This window comes from Dechloromonas sp. ZS-1, assembly GCF_039649255.1.
Taxonomy (GTDB): Bacteria; Pseudomonadota; Gammaproteobacteria; order Burkholderiales; family Rhodocyclaceae; genus Azonexus.
The window spans coordinates 227,892-247,150 of record NZ_JBDIYD010000001.1; the positions used below are offsets into that span (position 1 = coordinate 227,892).

Here is a 19,259-nt window from a genome sequence, read left to right on the forward strand (position 1 = left end):
GCCTGAAAAATGAAAAAAAACGAACTGTCGCCCGAAGACTTCTCGGCACTGGCAAACGCCGTTACTGATCTGCCTTTTGTGAAACCGAACCGTGCGCCTGCCGATTACATGCTCGATTTGATGGAAACCGTCATCAACTTCCACGTTCGCGTGGAGGTGGTGCTCTCTTCACTGGGCTACTTCCGCGTTCAGGTGCAGCAACAGCACCAAATTTACACACATGATGACCTGAAGGCGGTGCTGGCTCGGTTTCCCGACGATGAAGTGGGCAACAAAGCCGCCAGCCAATTCCTGTGGGGCAATTTCATGTGGACGCGCATCGCCCTGCTGCGAAAACTGATGGTTTTCTTCGAGTCGGTTGGCGTCACCGATCAGGCCAGCCTTCATGCCTGGGCTGCTCGCTCTACCTTCGAGCGGGACTTCAAGGATCGCGTGAAGGGCTTGGGCATCGCCGTTTTCCATTGGCTACAGATTCGCTGTCACGTCGATTCTGTGAAGCCGGACGTACATGTTTTGAACTTCGGCAAGCGCGTGATCGGCAGGCGGGTATCGGAAAAGGTGTTGGTCGATGCCATTAGCCAAATCGCACCCTTGGTGGGGCAGTCGATGGCGACGGTGGATGTGACCGTGTGGTATTGGGGACGCCTGGGTATGGCCGACGATAGACCGGGGATGCGGCTGATTGCCTGGAACATGCTGAAGGCGGGCCTGGAGGAACGGCTGCGCGAGGAAGTATTGCAGGACTTCAACTGGCGACTGATTCTCGATTCACCGGAGAAGCTGCGCTTCAGTGAGGCGGGCCTGACCATTCAGCCGGATCGCTCCCTATTCGGGGAAAAGGTGCCGGGCACAACATCAGCTACGATTCGGCAGTCACCTTGGACAGAGGGACTGGAACTGGAAATGATGATTCGACACGACACGTCGTTGCCGTTGCCGCTGTTCGAGAAGCTTCAGGAAAGGCTGGGCGAGCAGTATTGGGAAGCGGCCAACGATCCACACTTCACTGCCAGCCTCGATATGGAGGACAGCATGATGATGACTGAGCCGATGAACTTCCAGGAGCTTGCTGAGTGGGTAGCCGAGCAGATTGAGAAGGCGCTGCCAGGTCTATCCATTGGTTGCAGATAGTTCATCCGCTGCATCTAGTGCAACTCTCACCCCAAAACCAAGTTTAGGGGGAGGGTTGCTTTTTCTTGGCCGTTTTAAGCCCGCAGAGTTTATCGAGGTAGTCTGCCCACGCCTGCATCATCTTTTTCCGCTCGGGTAGATAGTCAGCATGGTTATAAGCCGCTCGAATTTCATCGCGCTCAGTGTGGGCAAGTTGCCTCTCTACTGGATCACGACCGAAGCCAAGTTCATTCAGGATTGTGCTGGCTGTTGAACGCAGACCGTGTGGGGTGAACGACCCGCCGTAGCCCATTTTCTGGAACATGACATTGATGGACGACCCGCTCATTGGCTTTTCGAGGGTGCTATTGCTCGGGAATACATACTTCGACTCGCCTGATATGGGCTTCATCGACTCAAGAATCTGAATTGCCTGTCTGCTAAGGGGAACGATGTGCGGCTTCTGCATCTTCATTCTCTCTTTGGGAATAATCCAGAGCGAGTTGTCGAAATCGAACTCGTCCCAAGTTGCATCGGTTGCTTCTGATTTCCTGACAAAGGTGAGCAAGATCAACCGAACAGCGTTTTTCGTTGATGGAAGTCCTGGGTATCGCCCAACGGCGTCAATAAAACCTGGAATTTCTTTCGGTGTCAGCGGGCGACGATGCTCTGCTGCTGGAATCTCTGTCCATTGAGCGAGGGCACGTCCCGGATTCGCAGTGGCCTTAAACTGACGAATTGCATACTCAAACACTTGGCCCGCAGTTTGGCGAACACGTTCTGCGGTTTTGACGCCGTGCTTGTCACCTATTTTCTTGATTACAGAGAGCAACAGAGGGCCGCTAACTTCGGTGATAGGCAAGCTACCGATTTCCGGCTTCAGGTCTCGTCGGAGGTACAAAGCATTTGCTTCCCTCCAAGCATGTGATCGAAGCTTTTCTTTAGCTCCATACCACTCATCGGCAATTGCCCCAAAGGTGTTGGTAGAAGCCTCTCGTTGCAGAATTTTTTCCTTCTGCTTCTCCTGATGGGGATTTTTTCCAGATGCCAACACGCTTCTTGCATCACGCAAGCGTGAGCGGGCATCGGCCAGAGACACATCAGGATACTTCCCCAGTGTCTGGGTATATCTCTTCCCTTGATAGCGGTAGTCAAACCGCCATGAGCGACCGCCCGTAGGGGTCACGTAAATGTACAAGCCATCGTAGTCAGCGAGTTTGAAGGCCTTGTCTTTGGGCTTGAGCGTTCTGAGCTTGGTATCGGAGAGCATGACGGTAAACCAGATGCGGTACACGAAGTATACCGCATTGCTTACCGTCAAATACCGTAGATTATGGTGGACTACATTAGCCCACCAAAGACCACAAGATGACTATTTATTCTTTGAAATCAATATCGATCTAGGCATCGTTGGACACTGCAAGAATCCGCTCAACATAACGGGCGATCAGATCGACTTCGAGATTGACCTTGCTTCCGGGCTTGAGGAATTGCAGCGTGGTGTTTTCCAGCGTGTGCGGGATCAGGTTGATCGTGAAATCGGTGGCATTCACGTCATTGGTCGTCAGGCTGGTGCCGTTGATCGTGATCGACCCCTTGCGGGCGATGTACTTCGCCAGGGTCTGCGGAGCGCGGATTTCGAGCAGGCGGTTGTCGCCGATGGCATCAAAGCGCAGTACCTCGCCCACACCATCGACGTGGCCGGAGACCAGATGGCCACCCAGGCGGTCCGCCAGACGCAGGGCTTTTTCGAGGTTGACCGGGCCGGGTTCGCCCAGGCCGACGGTACAGGACAGCGTTTCCGGCGAGACATCCACCGCGAAGGTATTGCCTTCAATCGCCACCACCGTCAGACATACCCCATTATGCGCAATGGAGTCGCCCAGGGCGACGTCGTCCAGACCGAGCTTGCCGGCATCGACATGCAGGCGGCAGCCCACTTCGCGCGGCGTGATGTCGACAATGCGGCCGACCGAGGCAATGATTCCAGAAAACATGACAGCATCCACAACACGATGAAAACGGCGACTCTATCACGGCACCCGGCAGTACGGCGCCGTATGGGGGCATGCTAAACTCGCAGGTTCATTCTCAACCCTCTTTACCGGGAGCGTTCCATGTCCAAAAAGCTGGCCCTGGCTGTTCTGGCTGCCTTCTCTTCTGCCGTTCTGGCCGATATTAACGTTGGTGTCTCCGTCTCGGCGACTGGCCCGGCCGCCTCCCTGGGCATCCCGGAAAAGAACACCATTGCCCTGTTGCCGACCAGCATTGGCGGCGAGAAGGTCAATTACATCGTGCTGGACGATGCCACCGACCCGACCGCAGCCACCAAGAACATCAAGAAGCTGATCGCTGAAAACAAGGTCGACGTGGTAATTGGCTCGACCACCACCCCGAACTCCCTGGCCATGATGGATGTCGCGGTCGACAACGAAACGCCGCTGATTTCCATGGCCGGCTCCGCCATCGTCGTCGAGCCGATGGACGCCAAGCGCAAGTGGGTGTTCAAGACAGCCCAGAACGACGCCCACATGGCCACCGCCATCGTCCAGCACATGACCGACAAGAACGTGCAGAGCGTGGCCTTCATCGGCTTCGCGGATGCCTACGGCGATGGCTGGTACAAAGAGTTCGCCAAGATTGCCGAAGCCCGCAAGCTGAAGATCGTCGCCAATGAGCGCTATCAGCGTAACGACACCTCCGTGACCGGCCAGATCCTCAAGATCCTCGCCGCCAAGCCGGATGCCGTGCTGATCGGCGGTGCTGGCACGCCGGCTGTGCTGCCGCAGAAGTCCCTCAAGGAAAAAGGCTTCAAGGGCCTGATCTACCAGACCCACGGGGTTGCCAACAACGACTTCCTGCGCGTTGGCGGCAAGGATGTCGAAGGGGCCTTCCTGCCGGTCGGTCCGATGGTCGTCGCCGCCCAATTGCCGGCCGACAACCCGGTCAAGAAATCGGCGCTGGACTATGTGGCCAAATATGAAGCCGCCCACGGCAAGGGCAGCGTCAGCTCCTTCGGCGGCCACGCCTGGGATGCCGGCGTCCTCCTCAATGCCGCCGTGCCGAGCGCGCTCAAGAAGGCCAAGCCGGGTTCTGTCGAGTTCCGTCGCGCCCTGCGCGATGCGCTGGAAGGCGTCAAGAATGCCCCGGCAGCCCACGGCATCTTCAACCTGACGCCGAACGATCACCAGGGTTTTGACCAACGCGCCCGCGTCATGGTGACCATCGAAAACGGCACCTGGAAGCTCGTCAAGTAATCTGATCCACCCGACGCCGACGTGCGGCTCTTCCGCGCGTCGGCGTTTCGCTTTACCGAGGCCGGTTCCGCATGGACCTCCAAATTCTTCTTCTGCTCGGCCAGGACGGCATCACCAACGGTGCCATCTACGCCCTTCTCGCCCTTGCTCTGGTGCTGGTCTTCGCCGTCACCCGCGTCATTTTCATTCCGCAAGGGGAATTCGTTGCCTACGGGGCGTTGACCCTCGCCAGCCTGCAAGCCGGCAAGGTGCCCGGCACCGTCTGGCTGCTGCTCGCACTGGGCACGACCGTCGCCCTGATGGATGGCATTCAGTACATCCGCGAGGGGCGCCTCGGCAAATTGCCCGCGTTGCTCATCCTGAATATCGGTCTGCCGCTCCTTGCCGCAGCGGCGCTCTTCGCCCTGCCGCCGTCCGAGTTGCCGCTCTGGTTGCAGGTGATCGTTTCCCTGCTGCTCGTTGTACCGATGGGGCCGATGATTTACCGCATTGCCTACCAGCCGCTGGCCGGCGCCTCGGTGCTGGTGCTCCTGATCGTGTCGGTGGCTGTGCATACTGCGATGATCGGTCTCGGCCTGCTTTTCTTCGGCGCAGAAGGCTCGCGCACGCCCACCTTCACCGACCTCAGTTTCGAACTGGCCGGCGCGCCGCTGCAGGGCCAGACCATTCTGGTGGTCGTGGCGTCCGCCCTGCTCATCATCGGCCTCTATTTCTTCTTTGAGCGCACGCTCTACGGCAAGGCCCTGCGGGCCACGGCCATGAACCGGACTGGCGCCCGCCTGATGGGCATTCCGCCCATCCTGGCCGGCAAACTGTGTCTGACTTTTGCCGCCGCCATCGGTGCCTTTTCCGGCGTGCTGATCGCCCCGATCACCACCATTTACTACGACTCCGGCTTCCTGATCGGCCTCAAGGGCTTCGTCGGCGCCATCATCGGGGGGCTGGTTTCCTATCCGCTCGCCGCCTTCGGGGCCATTCTGGTCGGCCTGCTGGAGTCCTACTCCTCCTTCTACGCCAGCGCCTTCAAGGAAGTGATCGTGTTCACGCTGATCATCCCGGTCCTGCTCTGGCGCTCGCTCACGGCCCGTCACACCGATGAGGAAGAAGAACACGGCGAAGAAGGCCCGACCAGCCAGGCCGACGGGGCAGGCAAGGGCGGTGCCTGGCTGCGTTATCTGCCGATTGCTGCCTTCCTTGCCCTGCTGGCCAGCGCGCCGCTGGTGCTGCCGGAATTCAGCATCACCCTGCTCAACTACATCGGGCTGTACGCCATCGTCGCGGTCGGCCTGGTCCTGCTGACCGGCGTGGGCGGCCTGACTTCCTTCGGGCAAGCGGCCTTCGTCGGCCTGGGCGCTTACACAACCGCCTGGCTGACGACGAGCTACGGCCTATCGCCCTGGCTGACTTTGGGCATCGGTCTGGCGTTGACCGCAGCCGTCTCGCTGTCGCTGGGCTTCATCACCTTGCGCATGGGCGGGCATTACCTGCCGCTCGGCACGATTGCCTGGGGGATCAGCCTGTACTACCTGTTCGGCAACGTCGAATTTCTGGGCGGCCACACCGGCATCACCGGCATCCCGACGATCAATCTGTTCGGGCTGGAATTGAAGTCGGGCGAGCAGTTCTTCTACTTCATCTGGGCCGTTGTCCTGCTCGCCATGCTCGGCATCCGCAACCTGCTCGACTCGCGCATGGGCCGTGCCATCCGCGCGCTCAAGGGCGGCACGGTGATGGCCGAGGCGATGGGCGTGAATACGCCGCAGGCGAAGATCATCATCTTCCTGATCGCGGCCTTGCTGGCCAGCCTCTCCGGCTGGCTCTATGCCCACCTGCAGCGCTTCGTGAATCCGACGCCGTTTGGCATCCACATCGGGATTGAGTACCTGTTCATGGCCGTGGTCGGCGGTGTCGGGCATGTCTGGGGCGCCGTCCTCGGTGCCGGGCTGGTCACCGTCCTCAAGCAGTGGCTGCAGGACTGGCTGCCGCAGCTGCTGGGGCAAAGCGGCAATTTCGAGGTGATCGTCTTCGGCATTGCCATGATTCTCATCCTCCAGCGCGCCCGCAGCGGCCTCTGGCCGGTGATTTTGCGCCGCTTCCCGACGCACCGCCAAGCCCGTGCGATCCCGGTAGCGGACACCCTGGCGAAACGCCAGCCGATGCACAGCGGCAGCCTGCTGCTCGATGCCCAGGCAGTGACCAAGCGCTTTGGCGGTCTGGTTGCCAACAACGCCATGTCGCTCTCCGTGAAGGCGGGCGAGGTGATGGCCCTGATCGGCCCGAACGGCGCCGGCAAGAGCACGATGTTCAACTGCATCTCGGCGGTCAACCCGCCGACCGAGGGCAAAATCGCCTTTCTGGGCGAGTCGACCGCCGCGCTGCAATCGCGCGACATCGCCCGGCGCGGCATGAGCCGGACCTTCCAGCATGTGCGCCTGCTGCCGCAGATGTCGGTACTGGAAAACGTCGCCATCGGTGCCCACCTGCGCGGCAGCAAGGGCGTGATCGCCTCGGCCCTGCGCCTGGATCGCGCCGAGGAGGCCCGCCTGCTCGCCGAAGCCGCCCGTCAGATCGAACGTGTTGGCCTCAAGGACCAGATGTTCGAGCCGGCTGGCAGCCTTGCGCTCGGCCAGCAGCGCATTGTCGAAATCGCCCGCGCCCTGGCCTCGGACCCGTGCCTGCTGCTCCTCGACGAACCGGCCGCCGGCCTGCGCTACCGTGAAAAACAGGCACTCGCCGAGTTGCTGAGAAAGCTGCGCGCCGAAGGCATGGGCATTCTCCTCGTCGAACACGACATGGACTTCGTGATGGGCCTCGCTGATCGCATCGTCGTCATGGAGTTCGGCGAGAAAATCGCCGAGGGTCTGCCGGAGGCCATCCAGAAAGATCCAAAAGTCCTGGAAGCCTACCTCGGAGGGGTCGAATCATGAGCAAACACGCCCACCTGCACGACCACGAGGTCATCCTCGACGTGAAGAACCTGCGCGTCGCCTACGGCAAGGTCGAGGCCCTGCATGGCGTCGACCTGACCATCCGGCGCGGCGAGATCATCACCGTGATCGGTCCCAACGGCGCCGGCAAGACGACCCTGCTCTCCGCGCTGATGGGGCTGCTGCCGGCCAGCGGCGACATCATCTACATGGGCCACGGCCAAACCGGCGAACGCCAGGTGGAAACCCTGGTCCGTCAGGGCATGACCCTGGTGCCGGAGAAGCGCGAGCTGTTCGCCGAGATGAGTGTCGAAGACAACCTGATCCTCGGCGCCTTCGACCGTTACCGGACCGGTCATCGCGATCATCTGGAAACCATGGACGAGGTCTTCGAGCTCTTCCCGCGCCTGGAAGAGCGCCGCAACCAGCTGGCCGGCACGCTCTCCGGCGGCGAACGCCAGATGCTCGCCATGGGCCGGGCGCTGATGGCCAAGCCCAAGCTGCTGATGCTCGATGAACCGAGCCTGGGCCTGGCACCGCTGATCATCAAGGAAATCTTCCGCATCATCGGCGAACTGAAGCAAACCGGCGTGGCCATCCTGCTCGTCGAACAAAATGCCCGCGCCGCCTTGCAGATCGCCGATTACGGCTATGTGCTGGAAACCGGCGAAGTCACCCTGGCCGGCCCGAGCGCCGAACTGGCCGCCGACAGCCGCGTCGTCGAAGCCTATCTCGGTCTGGGCAACAAGGCGCACTGAGCGGTTAAGGTGAACGCCAAAAAAGCCGCTGTCCGACGGTCGACCGTCGGACAGCGGCTTTTTTCATGTTAGCCAAGGCGCCAGTCCGGCGCCCGAAATTCACAGATTGACGATCACCACCCCGTTCTTGCGCGCCACGGTCAGACACAGTTCCCGGGCTGACGCGACCTTCGGATTCTTGCGGTCCTTGCGCATGGCGCGTTGCAGGTAATTCTGACCCCGCGCGGCCAGATCGGCATCCCAACCTTTCTGATCGAGCAGGGTAAAGATCGCCTTGGCGGCATTGATCAGGAACTGCAGATTGGGCACCTGTTCCGCAGCCTGGATCAGCAACTGGACCGAGCCCTCCAGATCGCCGCTGCGCGCCGCCAGCACGCCGCGGTTGTTGAGTTCGATGATTTCCTTGTTCACCGCATCAAGCAAGGCCTTGCCGGCCTCGGCCTGGCCGGTTTTCTCGAACACCGTGCCGATGTGCTCCAGCAGATGCGGGTCATCGTGATTTTCGGCAGCGGCCTGGCGCATCAGGGACTGCCCGGCCTCTTCCTTGCCCGTGGCAAAACAGGCATGCGCCAGATCGACGGTCAGGCGATGCGAGGCATGGCGGCCTTTCTCCTGGGCGTCGGTCCGCACTTCCTGCTGCAGGGCCACTGCCTTGTCGATCAGGGCGGCCGCCTTGTCCGGCGTGCCTTCCTTTTCGAGACAGAGGGCTTCATTCACCAACACGGCGAGTTCAGCCTGCTTGTCCCCCCGGAAACTGCGCTGCAGTTCCCCGGTCAATTTGCGCGATGCCTCGACGTTGCCGCGCTCCAGCAGCACGCGGGAGAGATTGGCAAAGTCGTCCACGGTACGCAGGCTGGACCCGACGCTACGCTGCAGCACCTTGCCATAGGCCTTTTCGGCCGCCAGCATGTCCTTGTTGCGCACCGCCACATCGCCGACCAGGCGCTGGCGCAGGGTATTGTGCGGCGAGGCATCCGCCGCCTTCTGCAAGGCCTCCTGCGCATCCTGCAACCGGCCTTGGGCCTCGCGCACGGCGGCCAGAAAATCATAGGCGCTGAGGAATTCCGGTGTTTCCTGCGTCACCTGCTCGGCCAGTTGTTCTGCTTCATCCAGCGCACCGCGCTCGCGCAAGGCCTGGGCCAGGCCCATCTTGGCCCAGGGCACGGCCCGACCGGCCAGCACGCTGCGGAACACTTCTTCCGCTTCGCGCACCTTGCCCAGGCTGTTCAGCAACTCGCCCTTGAAACGCAGGGCGTCGTAGGTGAAGGCCGGCTGCTGGCGAATCACGCGGTCACAGGCCTCGACGGCTTCCTGCAAAGCCCCGCGCTCGATGTTGTCGTAGATCTTCCGGAGAATGTGCTTCTTGAAGATGGCCCGGATCAGGCGTGCCTGCAGTTGTTCGCCCGTAAAAGGCTTGATCAGGTAGTCGTCCGGCGCCAGTTCGGCCAGCGCCACCACATTGGTGTAGCTGCGCTCGCTGGTGATGATCATGTAGACCGTCGCCAGCGGAATGAGGTGGGCGTGGCGCAACTCTTCGAGCAGTTGCTGGCCGTCGCGCCCGTCATCGAGCACGAAGTCGGAAAGGATGATGTCGAAACGGTTGCTTTTGACCTGCCGGATCACCTCGGCCGAGTTGCCCGCACCATGGACAGCCGTCACACCGAGGGCACTCAGCATGAGGCGCAGGGAATCCCGCGCCGGGGAATGACGGTCAACAATCAGGACGCGCTTCTTGGTCAGGGACTGCTGCAGGATGAGCAGCATTTCCTCGTTGTCGAGCGCAGCGGCATTCACAGGATTACTCGAAATCATCCCGGCAACATACGTCAGAACGCCCGCAGCATCAAGACAACCGGAAAAACTTCGATTTTTCAGCGCCCTGACGTAAAATCCGCGGTCCGATACTGCACTGCAACACGCGATTTCCATGCTCTATCCCACCCGTTTTGATGTCATCGTTGTCGGCGGCGGACATGCCGGCACAGAAGCTGCGCTGGCCGCGGCGCGGGCGGGTGCGAACACGCTCTTGCTAACGCACAACCTCGATACCCTCGGGGCCATGAGCTGCAACCCCTCGATCGGCGGTATCGGCAAGGGGCATCTGGTGCGCGAGGTCGATGCTCTGGGCGGCGTCATGGCGGCGGCCACCGACGAGGCCGGCATTCAGTTCCGCATCCTCAATGCCTCCAAAGGTCCGGCCGTCCGCGCCACCCGCGCGCAGGCCGACCGGGTGCTGTACAAGCAGGCGATCCGCATGCGCCTGGAAAACCAGCCCAACCTGACCATTTTTGCCCAGGCCTGCGACGACCTCATCGTCGAAGGCGACAAGGTCTGTGGCGCGGTGACCCAGCTCGGTATCCGCTTTTTGGCCGATGCAGTGGTGTTGACCGCCGGGACCTTCCTCAACGGCAAGATCCACGTCGGGCTGGAGAACTACACCGGCGGTCGCATGGGCGATCCGCCCTCGGTATCGCTGGCTGCCCGCCTGAAAGAACTGAACCTGCCGCAAGGCCGCCTGAAGACCGGCACGCCGCCGCGCCTGGACGGCAAGACCATCGACTTTTCGGTGATGGAAGAACAGCATTCGGATAACCCGATGCCCGTGTTTTCCTTCCTCGGCAATGCCGCCCAGCACCCGAAGCAGTTGCCCTGCTGGATCACCGAAACCAACGAGAAGACGCACGACATCATCCGCAGCGGCCTGGACCGTTCGCCGATGTACACCGGCGTCATCGAAGGCGTTGGCCCGCGTTACTGCCCGTCGATCGAAGACAAGATCCACCGCTTTGCCGACAAGAACCAGCACAACGTCTTCCTCGAGCCGGAAGGCCTGACCACGCACGAGATCTATCCGAACGGCGTGTCCACCAGCCTGCCCTTCGATGTACAACTGGCGCTGGTCCGCTCGATCCGCGGCATGGAGAACGTGCACATCCTGCGCCCCGGCTACGCGATCGAATACGATTTCTACGACCCGCGCGGTCTCAAGGACACGCTGGAAACCAAGGCGATCAACGGCCTCTTTTTCGCCGGCCAGATCAACGGCACGACCGGCTACGAAGAAGCGGCGGCGCAGGGCCTGCTCGCCGGCATCAATGCGGTGAATTACGTCAAGGGCCGCGAGGGCTGGTGCCCGAAGCGCAACGAGGCCTACCTCGGCGTGCTGGTCGACGACCTGATCACGCGCGGCGTTTCCGATCCCTACCGGATGTTTACCAGCCGTGCCGAATACCGCCTGAGCCTGCGCGAAGACAACGCCGACCTGCGCCTGACCGAGCAGGGAAGGGCGCTGGGCCTGGTCGACGATGTGCGCTGGGATGCCTTCTGCCGCAAGCGCGACGCCATTGCCGCCGAGCAGGAGCGCCTGAAGCGCACCTGGATCAACCCGAAGATCGTTGCAGCCGAAGCCTGCGAGCGCGTGCTCGGCAAAACCATCGAGCACGAGTACAACCTCTTCGAACTGCTGCGCCGGCCGGAAGTGACCTACGATGCCCTCGTCTCCCTGGAGATCGACGGGCAGGCACAGGAACGCGGCGAGCACGCTTCGGCCATTGACGCCGCCATCATCGAACAGCTGGAAATCTCGGCCAAGTATCAGGGCTATATCGACCGCCAGGCTGAAGAAGTGGCCAAGGCTGCCACGCTGGAAAACACCGTCCTGCCCAGCGATCTGGACTACACCACGGTGGCCGGCCTGTCCAACGAAGTGAAACAGAAGCTCAGCCAGCACAAGCCGCAGACCATCGGCCAGGCCTCCCGCATCCAGGGCATCACCCCGGCCGCCATTTCGCTGCTGCTCATCCACCTGAAACGCCATCGTCTGGCAGACCACGCATGAGCATCGACCTCGCCACCGGCCTCGCCCAACTCGGCATCGATCTGCCGGAGACGACGCAGGCACAACTGCTCGCCTTCCGCGACCTGCTGCTGAAGTGGAACAAGACCTACAACCTGACCGCCTTGCGCGATCCTGCACAGGCCATTTCGCACCATCTGCTCGATTCTCTGGCCATCCTGCCGCACGTCGGCGACGGCCCCTTGCTCGATGTGGGCTCCGGTGGCGGTCTGCCCGGCATCCCGCTCGCCATCACGCGGCCGACGCTGTCGGTCAGCATGGTCGATACGGTCCAGAAGAAGGCCACCTTCCTGCAACAGGCGGCCATCCAGCTCGGCCTGAAGAACGTCACGGCCTACCATGCGCGGGTCGAACAGTTGCCGGGGCAATACACCCAGATCAGTTCGCGCGCCTTTGCCGAACTCAAGCTCTTTACCGACCTGACCCGCCACCTGCTGGCCCCCGGCGGCCGCTGGCTGGCCATGAAGGGCGTCCGTCCTGATGACGAAATCGCCGCCCTGCCCTCCGATATCATCGTCGAGCAGATCATTCCGCTGCACGTGCCCGGCCTCGACGCCGAACGACACCTCATCCTCCTGAAAGCGGGCTCATGAAAGTACTCGCCATCACCAACCAGAAGGGCGGCGTCGGCAAGACGACGACCGCGGTCAATCTGGCAGCCTCGCTGGCTGCCGAAGGCAAGCGTGTCCTGCTCATCGACATGGACCCGCAGGGCAACGCCACGACCGGCGCCGGCATCACCAAGAAAGAAGCCCTGCCTACGGTCTATCAGCTGCTGATCGGCGCGGCGACGCTGACCGAGGTGTGCTGGAACACCCCCTTCGATTTCGATGTGCTGCCTGCCAACCGCGAACTGGCCGGCGCGGAGGTGGAGCTGGTCGAGCTGGAGCAGCGCGAATTCCGCCTGAAGAACGCCCTGCACGCGAATCGCGACCAATACGACTTCGTCCTCATCGATTGTCCGCCTGCGCTCAACATGCTGACGGTCAACGCCCTGGTGGCGGCCGATTCCGTCCTGATTCCGATGCAGTGCGAGTACTACGCCCTGGAAGGCCTCTCCGACCTCGTCGAAACGCTGCGCAAGGTGCGCCATCACCTGAATCCGCGCCTGGAAATCGAAGGCCTGCTGCGCACCATGTTCAACGGCCAGAGCACGCTGACCCAACAGGTCTCGAACGAACTGGAAAGCCATTTCGGCAGCAAGGTGTACCAGACCATCGTGCCGCGCAATGTGCGCCTCGCCGAGGCCCCGTCCTACGGCAAGCCGGTCATCGCCTTCGACAAAGGCTCCAAGGGCGCACAGGCGTATGTGGCGCTCGCCAAAGAAATTCTCGAAAGGGTTGCCTGATGATCAAGATGAAGGGACTGGGCCGCGGCCTCGACGCACTGCTGGCCGGGAGCGACCGCCCGCAAGGCGATGAACAGCGCAAACTGCCGGTCGACCGTCTGAAACCGGGCAAATACCAGCCGCGCACCCAGATGGACGAGGTCTCGCTGGCCGAACTGGCCGCCTCGATCAAGGCCCAGGGGATCATGCAGCCCATCCTGGTCCGCCCGATCGACCGCACACCGGGCGCCGAACGTTACGAGATCGTCGCCGGCGAACGCCGCTGGCGCGCCTCGCAACTGGCTGGGCTGAGCGATGTGCCGGTGCTGGTCCGCGACATCCCGGACGAGCAGGCCCTGGCGATGGCGCTGATCGAGAACATCCAGCGCGAAAACCTGAACCCGCTGGAAGAAGCCCTTGGCCTGCAACGCCTGATCGATGAATTCGGCCTCACTCACCAGCAGGCTGCCGATGCCGTCGGCCGTTCCCGCCCAGCTGCTTCGAACCTGCTGCGCCTGCTGCAATTGAACGCTGCCGTCCAGGACCTGCTGATGAGCGGCAAGCTCGACATGGGGCACGCCCGTGCGCTGCTGCCACTGCCCGGCGCACAGCAAATTGCGATCGCCCAACGTATCGTTCAGAAAAATCTGTCCGTACGCGAAGCAGAGCGCCTGGTCCAGCAGATCATGCAGCCGCCCAAAAAAGCAGCCCCGGCGCCGGTTGACCGTGACCTGCTGCGCCTGCAGGAGGAAATTTCCGACCAACTCGGCGCTGCCGTGGCCATCCGCTCGAACAAAAAAGGGGCGGGAAAAATTACGATTGAATTTGGCGATCTGGATCAGCTCGAGGGAATTCTCGGCAGATTGCGCTAAGCCGTTGACGAACAAGGTAACTTACGGGAAAACCCGTACTTTTCATTGACGGACTGTAACAAGCTCTTGTATCATTTAGAGCTGTTTGGCAAACCGGTCAACGAGCGTAACGCACCATGTACAGAGCCATTTTTCTGCAATTCGGTGCAGCACTTATAACAGCGCTTGGGGCCGGAGCAATTGTCGGAACGCGGGGGCTTGTTTCGGTCGGGATCGCAGCAGTGGCTGCGCTACTTCCCAACCTTCTCTTTGCCATCCGTTTGTCGATGGTGAATCAACGCCCCGGCGCATCGTACGCGGCGAATTTCTTCCTCGGCGAGTTCCTGAAAATTGCAGCCACGATTGGAATTTTGGCAATCGCCATCAAGGGGTATCCCGAGATGCACTGGCCGAGTCTTTTGATTGGCCTCGCGGTTGTTTTACATGCTGGTTTTTTAGCGTTTTGGAAGAAATCCTAACCATGTCTACAGCAGGCCACGAAGCAGCAGCGAACGCGCCGACCGCAGGCGAATACATCGTTCACCACCTTACCCACTTCAACAGCACGGGCCATGCCCAGAAGGACATCATCGACTTCAGCATCATCAACGTCGATACCCTGTTCTTCTCCATCCTGATGGGTGTAATTGGCCTCTTCGCCATGTGGCGCGTCGCCAAGAGCGTGACCTCCGGCGTCCCGGGCCGCATGCAGGCTGCCGTTGAAATTCTCCTCGAAATGGTCAACGACCAGGCCAAGGGCATCGTCCATAGCGCAGAATCCCGCAAGGCCGTCGGCCCGCTGGCCCTGACCGTTTTCGTCTGGATCTTCCTGATGAACTCGATGGACTTCCTGCCGCTCGACGTCTTCCCGAACATCTGGCAAGCCATCACCGGCGACCATCACGCTTACCTGCGTATCGTGCCGACCGCCGACCTGAACGGCACCCTGGGCATGTCTCTCGGCGTGCTGCTCGTCTGCCTGTACTACAACATCAAGATCAAGGGCTTCGGTGGCTGGATGCACGAACTCTTCACCGCCCCGTTCGGCAGCCACCCGCTGCTCTACCCGGTGAACTTCGCCATGCAGATGATCGAATTCCTGGCCAAGACCGTTTCCCACGGCATGCGACTCTTCGGCAACATGTACGCCGGCGAACTCGTCTTCATGCTGATCGCGCTGATGGGCGCAGCCTGGGCAGGCACCGCCACTGGCGTGTTCCTGTTTGCCGGCCACGTCATCGCCGGTTCGATCTGGGCGATCTTCCACATCCTGATCGTTGCCCTCCAGGCCTTCATCTTCATGATGCTGACCCTGGTGTACATCGGCCAGGCTCACGAAGCACACTAAGCAGTACCCCGATTTCTTTGTAGTTTCTTTTTGTTTTACTTACTTTAACTTTTGCAAGGAGTTGTCATGGAACACGTTCTCGGTTTTGTTGCTCTGGCTGCTGGCCTGATCATTGGTCTGGGCGCTATCGGTGCCTGTATCGGTATCGGCCTGATGGGCGGCAAGTACATTGAAGCGTCTGCTCGTCAGCCGGAACTGATGAACGCCCTGCAGACCAAGATGTTCCTGCTGGCCGGTCTGATCGACGCCGCCTTCCTGATCGGTGTTGGTATCGCCATGATGTTTGCCTTCGCCAACCCGTTCAAGCTGGTCTAATCGATCCTCTTCCCATTAACCCTTTAGAAGAGGAATAGACCGTGAATCTGAACGCAACGCTGTTTGCACAGCTCGTTGTGTTCTTCATTCTGGCGTGGTTCACGATGCAATTCGTGTGGCCGCCCATTGTGAAGGCGCTCGACGAGCGTGCGAAGAAGATCGCGGATGGTCTGGCTGCTGCCGAACGCGGCAAGCAGGATCTCGAACTGGCCACCAAGCGCTCCACGGATGCTCTCCGTGAAGGCAAGGAAAAGGCCGCCGAACTGATCGGCAACGCTGAAAAGCGTGCTGCTCAGCTGATCGAAGAAGCCAAGCTCTCCGCCAAGGCGGAAGCTGACCGCATCGTTGCCGGTGCGAAGGCTGAAATCGAACAGGAAGCTGTCCGCGCCAAGGAACAACTGCGCGAACAGGTGGCGACCCTGGTCGTTTCCGGTGCAGAGAAGATTCTGCGTCGCGAGATCAATGCCCAGGCTCATGCCGACATTCTGGCTACGATCAAACAGGATCTGTAAAGCTTATGGCTGAATCCGTCACCATCGCTCGCCCCTACGCTGAGGCCGCCTATCGCGTGGCCAAAGAAGCCGGGGCTCAGGGCACCTGGTCCCAGCGCCTGCAAAAGCTCGCGCTGATTGCCCAGGACGGGGACATGGCTTCCGTCATGGGCAATCCCCAGCTCTCCGCTGAACAGATTGCCAACCTGGTCATTTCGCTGTGCGAAGACAATGATCCGGTGCTGGGCAACTTTGTTCGTACCCTCGCAGAAAACCGGCGTCTCTCACTCCTGCCGGAGATTTCCCGGCTTTTCGATCTGGCCAAGGGCCAGGAAGAAGGGGTCCAGGAGGCGGTGGTGCATTCCGCATTCCCCATTGACGACAGCCAAGTGGCCGCCTTGCTCAAGGAGCTGGAAGCCCGCTTCGGTACCCGCCTGAACGCTCGCGTTGCAATCGACCCGAGCCTGATTGGCGGTGTTCGGGTCGCCGTGGGTGACCAGGTGCTGGATGCTTCAGTCCGCGGCAAACTCGATGCCATGGCCGTGGCACTGAACAACTAGGAGAATTTCATGCAGTTGAATCCTTCCGAAATTTCTGAACTGATCAAGAGCAAGATCCAGAACCTGCAAGGCGCATCGGAAGTGCGTACGCAGGGCACCGTGGTTTCCGTCACCGACGGTATCTGCCGCGTGCATGGCTTGCAGGACGTCATGCAGGGTGAAATGCTCGAATTCCCGGGCAACACCATCGGTATGGCGTTGAACCTGGAGCGTGACTCTGTCGGCGCCGTTATCCTCGGCGAATACAATCACATCTCCGAAGGCGACGTCGTCAAGACCACCGGTCGCATTCTCGAAGTGCCGGTTGGCCCGGAATTGCTGGGTCGTGTGGTTGACTCCCTGGGTCGTCCGATCGACGGCAAGGGCCCGATCAACGCCAAGCAAACCGACAAGATCGAAAAGGTTGCCCCGGGCGTTATTTGGCGTCAGTCCGTTTCTCAGCCGGTCCAAACCGGTCTGAAGTGCGTTGACTCCATGGTGCCGGTTGGCCGCGGCCAGCGCGAACTGATCATCGGTGACCGTCAGACCGGCAAGACCGCCGTTGCTGTCGACGCCATCATCAACCAGAAGGGCAAGAACCTCTTCTGTATCTACGTTGCGGTCGGCCAGAAGGCCTCCACCATCGCCAACGTGGTTCGCAAGCTCGAAGAGCACGGCGCGCTGGAATACACCATCGTGGTTGCTGCTTCCGCTTCGGAATCCGCTGCACTGCAGTACCTGGCTCCGTACGCCGGCTGCACGATGGGCGAGTACTTCCGTGACCGTGGCGAAGATGCCCTGATCATTTACGATGACTTGACCAAGCAAGCTTGGGGCTACCGTCAGGTTTCCCTGCTGCTGCGCCGTCCGCCGGGCCGCGAAGCCTACCCGGGCGACGTGTTCTATCTCCACTCCCGCCTGCTGGAGCGCGCCGCTCGCGTTTCCGCTGACTGGGTCGAGAAGCTGACCAATGGTGAAGTCAAGGGCAAGACCGGTTCTCTGACCGCCCTGCCGGTGATCGAAACCCAGGCTGGTGACGTTTCCGCTTTCGTTCCGACCAACGTGATTTCCATTACCGACGGTCAGATCTTCCTGGAAACCGACCTCTTCAACGCTGGTATCCGTCCCGCGATCAACGCCGGTATCTCCGTGTCCCGCGTCGGTGGTGCTGCTCAGACCAAGCTGATCAAGAAGCTCGGTGGTGGCGTCCGTCTGGCTCTGGCTCAGTACCGCGAACTCGCAGCGTTTGCCCAGTTTGCTTCCGATCTCGACGAAGCAACCCGCAAGCAGCTGGAGCGTGGCCGTCTGGTGACCGAGCTGATGAAGCAGCCGCAGTACTCCCCGATGAGCATCTCCGAAATGGCCGTTACGCTGTACGCAGCCGACAAGGGCTACTTTGACGACGTCGAAGTGAAGCGCGCCCTCGAATGCGAAAAGGCCATGATCAGCTACCTCAAGGCCAACTGCGCCGACGTCATGAACACCATGGAGTCGTCCGCTGACCTTTCCGGTGATACGGAAAAGGCACTGGCCGCCGGCATCCAGGCTTTCAAGAGCACCTGGGCCTGATCTTAGGAGAACGCCATGCCTAGCGGCAAGGAAATTCGCAACAAGATCAAGAGCGTGGAGAACACGCGCAAGATCACCAAAGCCATGGAGATGGTGGCTGCATCCAAAATGCGCAAGGCGCAGGACCGGATGCGTGCTGCCCGTCCCTACGGTGAAAAGATCCGGCGCGTTGCAGCAAACCTCTCCAATGCACTGACCGAGTACAAGCACCCGTTCTTGCAGTCGCGTGAGCAGAAGAACGTCGGGCTGGTGCTGGTGACTTCGGACAAGGGCCTGTGCGGCGGTCTGAATTCCAACGTCCTTCGCCTCGTGGTGAATAAGATGAAGGAACTCGACGCCCAGGGTACCAAGATCCAGGCAACCTGCATCGGTAACAAGGGTTTTGGTTTCATGCAGCGCCTCGGCGCGAAGGTTGCTTCGCACGTCGTGGGCCTGGGTGACACCCCGCACCTTGAAAAGCTGATCGGTCCGGTCAAGGTTCAACTCGACGCCTACATGAATGGCGAAATCGACGCGCTTTATATTGGCTACACCCGCTTCATCAACACGATGAAGCAGGAGCCGGTTTTCGAACAGGTTCTGCCCCTGAAGGGCGAAGTCGCTGCTGAAAAGCACGCTGGCTGGGACTATGTTTACGAACCGGATGCCAAGGCCGTTATCGACGATCTGCTGATTCGCTACGTCGAAGCGTTGATCTATCAGGCAGTGGCTGAAAACATGGCCTCCGAGCAGTCTGCTCGTATGGTCGCGATGAAGTCCGCCTCCGACAACGCCAAGAACGTCATCGGCGAATTGAAGCTGGTCTATAACAAGGCCCGTCAGGCCGCGATTACGAAGGAACTTTCGGAAATCGTGAGCGGCGCAGCCGCTGTCTGACGTTAGCGCGCAGTTTTTATATTTGGGGATTTCAA

Annotated in this window: 18 protein-coding genes and 1 pseudogene; 16 read left to right on the forward strand and 3 right to left on the reverse strand. The window is 60.6% G+C overall.

Annotated features, from left to right (window positions below):
- Positions 1-9 precede the first annotated feature (9 nt).
- Positions 10-1,131: a hypothetical protein gene (locus AACO21_RS01110; protein WP_346190632.1), complete on the forward strand. Its 1,122-nt coding sequence runs from the start codon at positions 10-12 to the stop codon at positions 1,129-1,131.
- A 43-nt stretch (positions 1,132-1,174) separates the two neighbouring features.
- On the opposite strand, the gene AACO21_RS01115 is transcribed toward AACO21_RS01110, so the two are convergent.
- Both AACO21_RS01115 and AACO21_RS01120 read right to left on the reverse strand, forming a co-directional pair.
- The gene (locus AACO21_RS01115) at positions 1,175-2,404 is read right to left on the reverse strand and encodes an integrase arm-type DNA-binding domain-containing protein (RefSeq protein WP_346190633.1); all 1,230 of its coding nucleotides are present in this window, start codon (positions 2,402-2,404) and stop codon (positions 1,175-1,177) included.
- A gap of 106 nt (positions 2,405-2,510) precedes the next feature.
- Positions 2,511-3,107 carry a riboflavin synthase gene (locus AACO21_RS01120; protein ID WP_346190634.1) on the reverse strand — a complete coding sequence of 199 codons (597 nt, stop codon included), beginning with the start codon at positions 3,105-3,107 and terminating at the stop codon, positions 2,511-2,513.
- Positions 3,108-3,227: 120 nt separating this feature from the next.
- Here AACO21_RS01120 and AACO21_RS01125 point away from each other — a divergent pair, with 120 nt between their 5' ends.
- The 4 genes and pseudogenes from AACO21_RS01125 to AACO21_RS01140 all read left to right on the forward strand — a co-directional run bounded on the left by AACO21_RS01125 (position 3,228) and on the right by AACO21_RS01140 (position 8,052).
- Entirely contained in the window at positions 3,228-4,367 is a 1,140-nt protein-coding gene (locus AACO21_RS01125) for an ABC transporter substrate-binding protein (RefSeq protein ID WP_346190635.1), read from the forward strand.
- 71 nt (positions 4,368-4,438) lie between these two features.
- A pseudogene (locus AACO21_RS01130) lies at positions 4,439-5,473 on the forward strand (branched-chain amino acid ABC transporter permease); the annotation flags it as partial.
- 60 nt (positions 5,474-5,533) lie between these two features.
- Positions 5,534-7,294 carry a branched-chain amino acid ABC transporter ATP-binding protein/permease gene (locus AACO21_RS01135; protein WP_346190964.1) on the forward strand — a complete coding sequence of 587 codons (1,761 nt, stop codon included), beginning with the start codon at positions 5,534-5,536 and terminating at the stop codon, positions 7,292-7,294.
- Positions 7,291-8,052 carry an ABC transporter ATP-binding protein gene (locus tag AACO21_RS01140; protein ID WP_346190636.1) on the forward strand — a complete coding sequence of 254 codons (762 nt, stop codon included), beginning with the start codon at positions 7,291-7,293 and terminating at the stop codon, positions 8,050-8,052. The genes AACO21_RS01135 and AACO21_RS01140 overlap by 4 nt, the downstream gene beginning before the upstream one ends.
- 99 nt (positions 8,053-8,151) lie before the next feature.
- Here AACO21_RS01140 and AACO21_RS01145 read toward each other — a convergent pair whose 3' ends face one another.
- Positions 8,152-9,846: a response regulator gene (locus tag AACO21_RS01145; protein ID WP_346190637.1), complete on the reverse strand. Its 1,695-nt coding sequence runs from the start codon at positions 9,844-9,846 to the stop codon at positions 8,152-8,154.
- 133 nt (positions 9,847-9,979) lie between these two features.
- On the opposite strand from AACO21_RS01145, the gene mnmG reads away from it, so the two are divergent.
- The 11 genes from mnmG (at position 9,980) to atpG (ending at position 19,224) form a co-directional block, all read left to right on the forward strand.
- Positions 9,980-11,890, forward strand: a complete 1,911-nt coding sequence (gene mnmG, locus AACO21_RS01150) for a tRNA uridine-5-carboxymethylaminomethyl(34) synthesis enzyme MnmG (RefSeq protein WP_346190638.1) — start codon at positions 9,980-9,982, stop codon at positions 11,888-11,890.
- A complete protein-coding gene (gene rsmG / locus AACO21_RS01155; protein WP_346190639.1) occupies positions 11,887-12,501 on the forward strand; it encodes a 16S rRNA (guanine(527)-N(7))-methyltransferase RsmG in 615 nt (204 codons plus the stop codon). The genes mnmG and rsmG overlap by 4 nt, the downstream gene beginning before the upstream one ends.
- Positions 12,498-13,256, forward strand: a complete 759-nt coding sequence (locus AACO21_RS01160; RefSeq protein ID WP_346190640.1) for an AAA family ATPase — start codon at positions 12,498-12,500, stop codon at positions 13,254-13,256. The genes rsmG and AACO21_RS01160 overlap by 4 nt, the downstream gene beginning before the upstream one ends.
- Positions 13,253-14,107, forward strand: coding sequence for a ParB/RepB/Spo0J family partition protein (locus tag AACO21_RS01165; protein ID WP_346190965.1), 855 nt, complete (start codon positions 13,253-13,255; stop codon positions 14,105-14,107). Before AACO21_RS01160 ends, AACO21_RS01165 begins: the two co-directional genes overlap by 4 nt.
- A 116-nt stretch (positions 14,108-14,223) precedes the next feature.
- Complete coding sequence (locus tag AACO21_RS01170; protein WP_346190641.1) at positions 14,224-14,565, forward strand: ATP synthase subunit I; 342 nt, start codon at positions 14,224-14,226, stop codon at positions 14,563-14,565.
- A gap of 2 nt (positions 14,566-14,567) precedes the next feature.
- On the forward strand, positions 14,568-15,434 hold the full coding sequence (gene atpB / locus AACO21_RS01175) for a F0F1 ATP synthase subunit A (protein WP_346190642.1): 867 nt from the start codon (positions 14,568-14,570) through the stop codon (positions 15,432-15,434).
- A 66-nt stretch (positions 15,435-15,500) separates the two neighbouring features.
- Positions 15,501-15,749: a F0F1 ATP synthase subunit C gene (gene atpE / locus AACO21_RS01180; protein WP_027457100.1), complete on the forward strand. Its 249-nt coding sequence runs from the start codon at positions 15,501-15,503 to the stop codon at positions 15,747-15,749.
- Positions 15,750-15,790: 41 nt separating this feature from the next.
- On the forward strand, positions 15,791-16,261 hold the full coding sequence (locus tag AACO21_RS01185; protein WP_346190643.1) for a F0F1 ATP synthase subunit B: 471 nt from the start codon (positions 15,791-15,793) through the stop codon (positions 16,259-16,261).
- A 5-nt stretch (positions 16,262-16,266) separates the two neighbouring features.
- The gene (locus AACO21_RS01190) at positions 16,267-16,800 is read left to right on the forward strand and encodes a F0F1 ATP synthase subunit delta (RefSeq protein WP_346190644.1); all 534 of its coding nucleotides are present in this window, start codon (positions 16,267-16,269) and stop codon (positions 16,798-16,800) included.
- A gap of 9 nt (positions 16,801-16,809) precedes the next feature.
- On the forward strand, positions 16,810-18,348 hold the full coding sequence (gene atpA / locus AACO21_RS01195) for a F0F1 ATP synthase subunit alpha (RefSeq protein WP_346190645.1): 1,539 nt from the start codon (positions 16,810-16,812) through the stop codon (positions 18,346-18,348).
- Between the two features lie 15 nt (positions 18,349-18,363).
- Positions 18,364-19,224: a F0F1 ATP synthase subunit gamma gene (gene atpG, locus AACO21_RS01200; RefSeq protein WP_346190646.1), complete on the forward strand. Its 861-nt coding sequence runs from the start codon at positions 18,364-18,366 to the stop codon at positions 19,222-19,224.
- Positions 19,225-19,259 lie beyond the last annotated feature (35 nt).